Genomic DNA, 6,537 nt, shown 5'->3' on the forward strand with positions numbered 1-6,537 from the left:
CCGATCACGGATGAGGAATCTGAACCCCCGGCGAGTTCCCCACAGCGGATTCTCCCGAGCCAGACGAAGTACCAAGGTCCAGATGGTGGCACGGGTGGGAGACCGACCCTGGCTACGACCTTGAACGTCCAGCGCCGCCGAACCAAATCCGCGTGCCGGCGCAACAGCGTGCCCGGCGTCACGAACAACCGCCGACGACCCGCTGGAGACAGTAGACGCGCCAGCGCGCTGATCACCGCCCGATCCGCCCACGCCGGCCGGGGCCTGGCCCCCTGCCGACGCAACACCGTGAGCTGGTGACGTAAGACAAGGATCTCCACGTCCTTCGACCTCTGCAAGCGAGCCAGCAACACCACCCAACGTGGACGTCAGCGCGGCCGCAATATTGACTCATAGTAAACAATTGCCTACCGTGAGTGTTTGACGTGGCGTAAAAGCTCTTTCGAGGGGTGAAGCTCATGCTCAGACGAGTCGAATCCGACCGGTGGCAAGAATCACTCGATGTCAATCCCCTTTACAACGGGCTGGTGCCGGAAGGCGGCGTGCCCCGGTTCAAGATGCCGGCCAGCCCGATGAATCCCACAGCGGCCCAGGCGCTCATCCGCGACGAACTCCTGCTCGACGGCAACGCCCGGCTCAACCTGGCCACCTTCTGCACGACCTGGATGGAGCCCCAGGCCCGCGAACTCATCGCCGAAACCCTCGACCGCAACCTCGTCGACCACGACCAGTACCCGCAGACGGCCGACATCGAGGCGCGCTGCGTCAACATGCTCGATCATCTGTGGGGCGACCCGAACGGTTCCAGCGTCGGCTGTTCCACAGGCGGCTCCAGTGAGGCGGCCATGCTCGGGGCGCTGGCGATGAAGTTCCAGTGGCGCGAGCGGCGCCGGGCGGCCAGGCTGTCCACCGCCAACCCCAACCTCGTGATGGGCACTGCCGTCCACACCTGCTGGCCGAAGTTCTGCCAGTACTGGGACGTGGAGCCGCGCTGGATACCGATCGAGGAGCCGGCCTTCACCTTGAACCCGGCCCGGCTCGGCGAGTTCTGTGACGAGAACACCATCGGGGTCATCGGTGTGCTCGGCTCCACGCAATGCGGCAAGTACGACCCGATCGAGCAGATGTCGGCCGAGCTGGACCGGCTGGAGGCCGAGCGCGGGCTGAGAATACCGCTGCACGTGGACGCGGCAGTGGGCGGCTTCATCACCCCGTTCCTGGAACCCGACAGGGTGTGGGACTTCCGGCTTCCCCGGGTGCAGTCGATCAACACCTCGGGGCACAAGTTCGGTCTGGTGTACCCCGGCGTCGGCTGGATCGTCTGGCAGGAGCCGGACGCACTGCCGCAGGACCTGGTGCTCTCCTGCGACCTGCTCGGCGGCAACATCGACACCTTCACGCTCAACTTCTCCCGCTCCGGCGCCCCGGTCGTCGCGCAGTACTACAACTTCCTTCGGCTCGGCTTCGAGGGCTACCGGGCCGTCCAGCAGACCTGCCGGGACGTGGCGACCTACCTCGGTGAGGAGATCGCGAAACTCCCCGAGCTCTCGCTCATCGCCGACGGCTCGGAACTGCCGGTGCTCGCCGTGCGGACCGCCCCCGGCTACGACGGTTTCACCGTCTTCGACCTGGCCGCCCGGCTGAAGATGCACGGCTGGCAGGCCCCGACGTACTACCTGCCGCCCGACCTGGAGCACATAGCCGTCATCCGCTTCGTCATCCGCAACGGCTTCAGCCAGGACATCGCCACCAAACTGCTCGCGAACGTGCGCACCGAGGTCGAGTACCTGCGCGACAATCCGGTTCCGCGCCCTCACCGCGGCGGCGACGCGGCGGCCGCCGAGCAGCCGGGTGTGCCGACGGGAGGGTGACGTCGATGAACGACTTCGCCGCGTCCATCACCTTCGACCAGCTCGGCAGTGACCCCTATCCGATCTTCGCCAGGCTCCGCCGCGAAGCGCCGGTCGTCCTGCTGCCGAAGCTCGACCTGTGGATGGTCACCCGCTGGGATGACGTGCGTCAGGTCCTCAGTGCCTACGAGTCGTACACCAGCGCCTTCCCCTCGCTGGCCACGCAGATATTCGGGGAACGGTCCGTACTCAAGGTTGAGGGCGACGCCCACGCCGATCTGCGAGCCGCCGTTGACACGCGATTCGCCCACGAACGCATCGAACGGGCCACCACAGTCACCCGCGAGGCCGCACGACCGTACGCCACCAAGCTCAGTAGCCAGGACGACCTGATGTCCAGCTACTTCGAACCCGCCGCGAGCACCGCCCTCGCCCATTTCATCGGCCTGCCCGACGTGGACACCGACACGCTCATACGCTGGGCCCGCAACCTCAGCGCCGGAATGAGCAACTTCACGGCGGACCCGGCCGTACACGAACAGGCGGTGGCCACCGCCACCGAGATCCGCCAGACGATCGAGCCCTTCGCCCGGCAAACCACAGACCGGCCCGACAACTCGGTCCTGTCACAGCTGCTCCACAGCGGCTGCCCGGCCGACACCGTCCGATCCGCCGAGAACATCATGCCCACCTTCATCGAGATCCTCTCGGCGTTCCTGGAACCGGCGGCCGGCGCCGGGCTCACGCTGCTCGCGCTGCTCCAGCACCCCACCCAAATGCAGGCCATCCGCGATGACCCGCGCCTTATCCGCAAGGCCGTCCACGAAACGCTGCGCTGGCTATCACCAAACGGCGCGCTCAGCCGCCGCACGACCAAAGACGTGCTCCTCGCCGGACAGATCATCCCCGCCGGAGCGACCGTCATGGCGGCCATCGCCTCGGCAGGCCGGGACGACAGCATCTTCACCGACCCAGACACCTTCGACATCAACCGGGACCCCTTCCCCAACCTGGGCCTCGGATACTCCCGCCACGCATGCCTCGCCGCCCCAGTCGTCGGTGCCATCATCACGGCCCTGCTGGACGTGCTACTCGAGCAACACCCACAGCTCTCCCTGGACCCCGAACAGCCGCACAACCTGCACGGCTGGAAATTCCGCGTGCTGACGAACCTGCATGTCCGCATCGGCGATCCGGCCCGTGGAAGCTGAGTGCAGAAATTGGCGGTAGCGACCTGCGACCTCTTCGCTTGTTAGCGGTCCGTGATGTGGTGAGCCGGGACATCAAGTACGCCGACAGGGTCACATGGTGTTGAGGTCTACATCGAAGGTGTGTGCGGCTCCCACCGCAAGATCATCGTTCTCGGACGCGCACTGGGACTCAGGCGTCGTGAAGGCCGACGTAGCGCAAGGCCGTCTCGACGGTGATGTCGAACAGGTCGCAGATCCTGCGGACGTCGCCGGTGGCGGTGGCTTCGTCGAGGACGCGGTCCTCGACCAGGGCCTGAGCGGAGATGCCGAGGGTGGCGTTGACCAGAAGGCGCTGACCGATGTGGTCAACACGGCGGTGTCGGTGTTGATGAACAGGTGCGGGTTGGCGGTTCTGGGCCACCGTCGGTGGCGTTCGTCCAGCCAGGCCGCCAGCCGGGTGCGGACGTCGGCGGCCAGCGGAATTACACGGCCGCCGATGCGGAGACGCCCGTCGACGATGTCGGTGAGCGGCAGGCTTCGCAATTCGCAAGGGCGCAGCGCGTGGAAGGCCTGGAGCGCGGCCAGCACCGCGCGGACCGGCCGCTCGGAGTTGAGCGCCGCCCTGAGCCGGTTGAGGTCGACCGGCAAGGGGATCGTGGAAGGAGCCTGCCTGCCGATAATGCCATCCGCGCAGGTCATCCAGCTTGCACAGCCAACACCAGCGGCACCTCGCCGATATCTCGGCCGACCGGCCATGGCATGTACTCGAGCTGCGGCTGCGGCGGCCGGAACCGTCTCAGATGCACTCGTTTCGGAACGATCATCGCCTGCCTGTCGGGCACGGGATCAAGCCCTTCTCCAGATAGCAACCATCCAGGAAGTCAGCTCACCAATCGAACGTAAAGTGAGAATGGTCAAGGGATGCCATCCGCCCCACGGTTGCTCGTTGCATGCTCGTCGGCACCTGATATGGCATGGCATCGGACGGCACTTTTAATCCGTAGGTTCCGGGTTCGAGCCCGGGCGCCCTACCACCAATGACCTGGGCGGACTCCGATCTCCGTGATCCGGAAGCCCGCCCAGTTGCATTTCCAGCGGCCCATGCGGGCTGCTGCCTCTGTTGAAAGTGTCGCTGTGATGTGGGTGACCGAGGATTTCCTGGACGGCCGTCTGCCCATGCAACTGCTGCCACCACCCGTGGCGGGGTTTCCGGGATCGGCGATCCCGCCGGGTCAGAGCAGGAAGCCCAGCAGTGCCTTCGTCAGGGCTTGCGGAACCTCTTCGGCCAGGAAGTGTCCGGACCCGGGGATGACCAGTCCGGTGACGTCCGTGGCGACCTTGCGCATGTCCTCCGCCGGGGCGGTGCCGGTGCTGTGTTCCCCGCCGATCGCCAGCACCGGGATGCTCAGCGGTCCCTCGTCGTGCCAGCGTTGGATCTGCTGGGCGGATTCGTCGAGGCGGCGGTAGAACTCGAAGCTGGCGCGCAGGGCGGCCGGGTCGCGCAGCACGTCGACGTAGAGGTCCACGGCGTGCTGCGGGATGGCGTCGGGGGCGGCGGCTTTGGAGGTGAACTGGTGGCCGATGTAGATCTCCTCGCGGCCGGCGACCATGCGTTCGTTGATGTCCTGCAGGCGGTTGAAGGCGAAGTGCCACAGGAACTCGTTGGTGGCCGCGTCCGACATCAGCGGCGGGGACGGGGAAAAGCCGGGAAGGATGGCCTCACCGACGACGAGGCGGGTGACGCGGTGGCGGTGGCCTGCGGCGAGGCCATAGCCGACGAGCAGGCCGAGGTCGTAGCCGACGACGGCGAAGCGGTCGTGGCCCAGAGCGGTCATCAGGGCGGCCATGTCGTCGGCGAGCGTGGCGGCGTCGTAGCCGGTGGCGGGCTTGTCGCTGGCGCCGGTGCCACGGACGTCGGCGGCGATGACGGTGAAGTGCTCGGCCAGGGCGGGCATGACCAGGCGCCAGTTGTACCAGAACTGGGGCCAGGCGGGCAGGAGCAGCAACGGGGGGCCGTCGCCGCCGACCACGGCGTGCAGGGTCAGGTCGTTTGTCTTGACGGTGTGGCTGGTGAACGTGTCGGTGAACCCGGCGGGCAGGTTCGGCACGTCGGTGACGGTGAACGGCACTGTTGAGCCTCCTCGTGGCACAGGGGAGCCACGTCGAAACGGATAAGCTATCCATTTGACCGTAGCACAACCGGATGACCTATCCGGTTATGATGTCCGTATGACCACGCCACCGATGCGCAAGGACGCTGCCCGCAACTGGCACCGCATCGTCGACGTGGGCCGGCAACTCGTGGACGACGGCGTCCCGCTGCAGCTCAACGATGTTGCCCGGCTCGCCAAGGTGGGGGTGGCCACCGTCTACCGCCACTTCCCGACCCCCGAGGCTCTGATGGAGACCCTGGCCGCCCCCGGTCTGGAAGCACTGGCCGCCCACGCCGAGCGGGCGCTGGGCGAGGACGACCCCTGGCAGGCCCTGACGGATTTCCTCGACGCCACCTTGGACGCGCAGCTGACCGACCCCTCGATCTCCATCGTGCGCGCCGCGCCGGACCACGTCCTTCCCCGCACCAAGGAACTCACCACCACGCTGGACTCCCTCGCCGGCCGGCTACTCGACCGCACGCACGCGGCGGGATCCGTGCGCGGTGTGGTCACCTGGGACGACCTGCGGCCGCTCATGTGCGGGGTCGCCTACGCAGCCACCGTCCACGCCGACGACCCGCAGGCCCGCCTCGAATCCGGCCGCCGCTACCTGGGCGTGATGCTGCAAGGGCTGCACATCTGAAACTGGCTGCGAGCCTTGCCGGCCCGCGCACAGGGGGGCACATCTTGCACAGCCCCGCGTCCGGCGGATCTTGATCGCGGTCCATTCGGCGGCCCGCCGACAGGCGGCACAACCAGGCCGGCGCATCGGCTGCGTGCACGGCCTCCAGCACTGCCTGCTCCAACCCACCGGCGAACTGACCGCTGAGGAACACGACCAGATCGACCAGGCCGTCGCCACCGCACCATGATGCTCCCCGATGCTCTCACCAGAGGTGACGCCGGCGACCTGCGCTGCGCCGCCGCCGGGCTGAGCGTATTCGGTCGAGGTGCCGCCGTTGCCGCATCGTGGCCGCTGCCATGGATGCCCGTCCGCGATGCGTAAGGGCTCTTCCCGGGCTCCGGCCCGAGGGCCTTGAATACGGGCTGTTCAACCACCATGACCGCGCGTTCCCCTGAGCTTGGCCTCGCCCGGGACACCCGTTGAGCGAAGCGTTCAAGGTGAAAGGGCCTTTGTAGCTCTTTTGGATGTTCTTTGTACGTGGGGCTCCCAATCTTGATCACCGGCAAGAGCGCTTTGCAAGGTCAACGGTCAAGATTCGCGGCGCCGGCCGGGGCATCCCCCCTCCCGGTGCGCGCAGAAAGGTATCCGCATGAGAACCAGAGGGGTGCTTACGGCCGGGTTCGCCCTGCTCTTCAGCCTCACGACCGGCCCGATCGCGA

Annotated in this window: 5 protein-coding genes; 3 read left to right on the forward strand and 2 right to left on the reverse strand. The window is 67.0% G+C overall.

The window, feature by feature from the left end; translation table 11 throughout:
* Positions 1-458: 458 nt before the first annotated feature.
* Together ACIBI9_RS50680 and ACIBI9_RS50685 are read left to right on the forward strand one after the other, a co-directional pair.
* Positions 459-1,871: a glutamate decarboxylase gene (locus tag ACIBI9_RS50680; protein ID WP_397234266.1), complete on the forward strand. Its 1,413-nt coding sequence runs from the start codon at positions 459-461 to the stop codon at positions 1,869-1,871.
* A 5-nt stretch (positions 1,872-1,876) separates the two neighbouring features.
* On the forward strand, positions 1,877-3,061 hold the full coding sequence (locus tag ACIBI9_RS50685; RefSeq protein ID WP_397234268.1) for a cytochrome P450: 1,185 nt from the start codon (positions 1,877-1,879) through the stop codon (positions 3,059-3,061).
* 169 nt (positions 3,062-3,230) lie between these two features.
* Here the strand turns inward: ACIBI9_RS50685 and ACIBI9_RS50690 are convergent, their stop codons facing one another.
* Together ACIBI9_RS50690 and ACIBI9_RS50695 are read right to left on the reverse strand one after the other, a co-directional pair.
* On the reverse strand, positions 3,231-3,461 hold the full coding sequence (locus tag ACIBI9_RS50690) for a hypothetical protein (RefSeq protein WP_397234270.1): 231 nt from the start codon (positions 3,459-3,461) through the stop codon (positions 3,231-3,233).
* Positions 3,462-4,272: 811 nt separating this feature from the next.
* Positions 4,273-5,169, reverse strand: a complete 897-nt coding sequence (locus ACIBI9_RS50695; protein ID WP_397234272.1) for an alpha/beta fold hydrolase — start codon at positions 5,167-5,169, stop codon at positions 4,273-4,275.
* Between the two features lie 100 nt (positions 5,170-5,269).
* On the opposite strand from ACIBI9_RS50695, the gene ACIBI9_RS50700 reads away from it, so the two are divergent.
* Positions 5,270-5,836: a TetR/AcrR family transcriptional regulator gene (locus tag ACIBI9_RS50700; RefSeq protein ID WP_397234274.1), complete on the forward strand. Its 567-nt coding sequence runs from the start codon at positions 5,270-5,272 to the stop codon at positions 5,834-5,836.
* Positions 5,837-6,537: the final 701 nt, after the last annotated feature.

The organism is Nonomuraea sp. NPDC050451 (genome assembly GCF_044458585.1).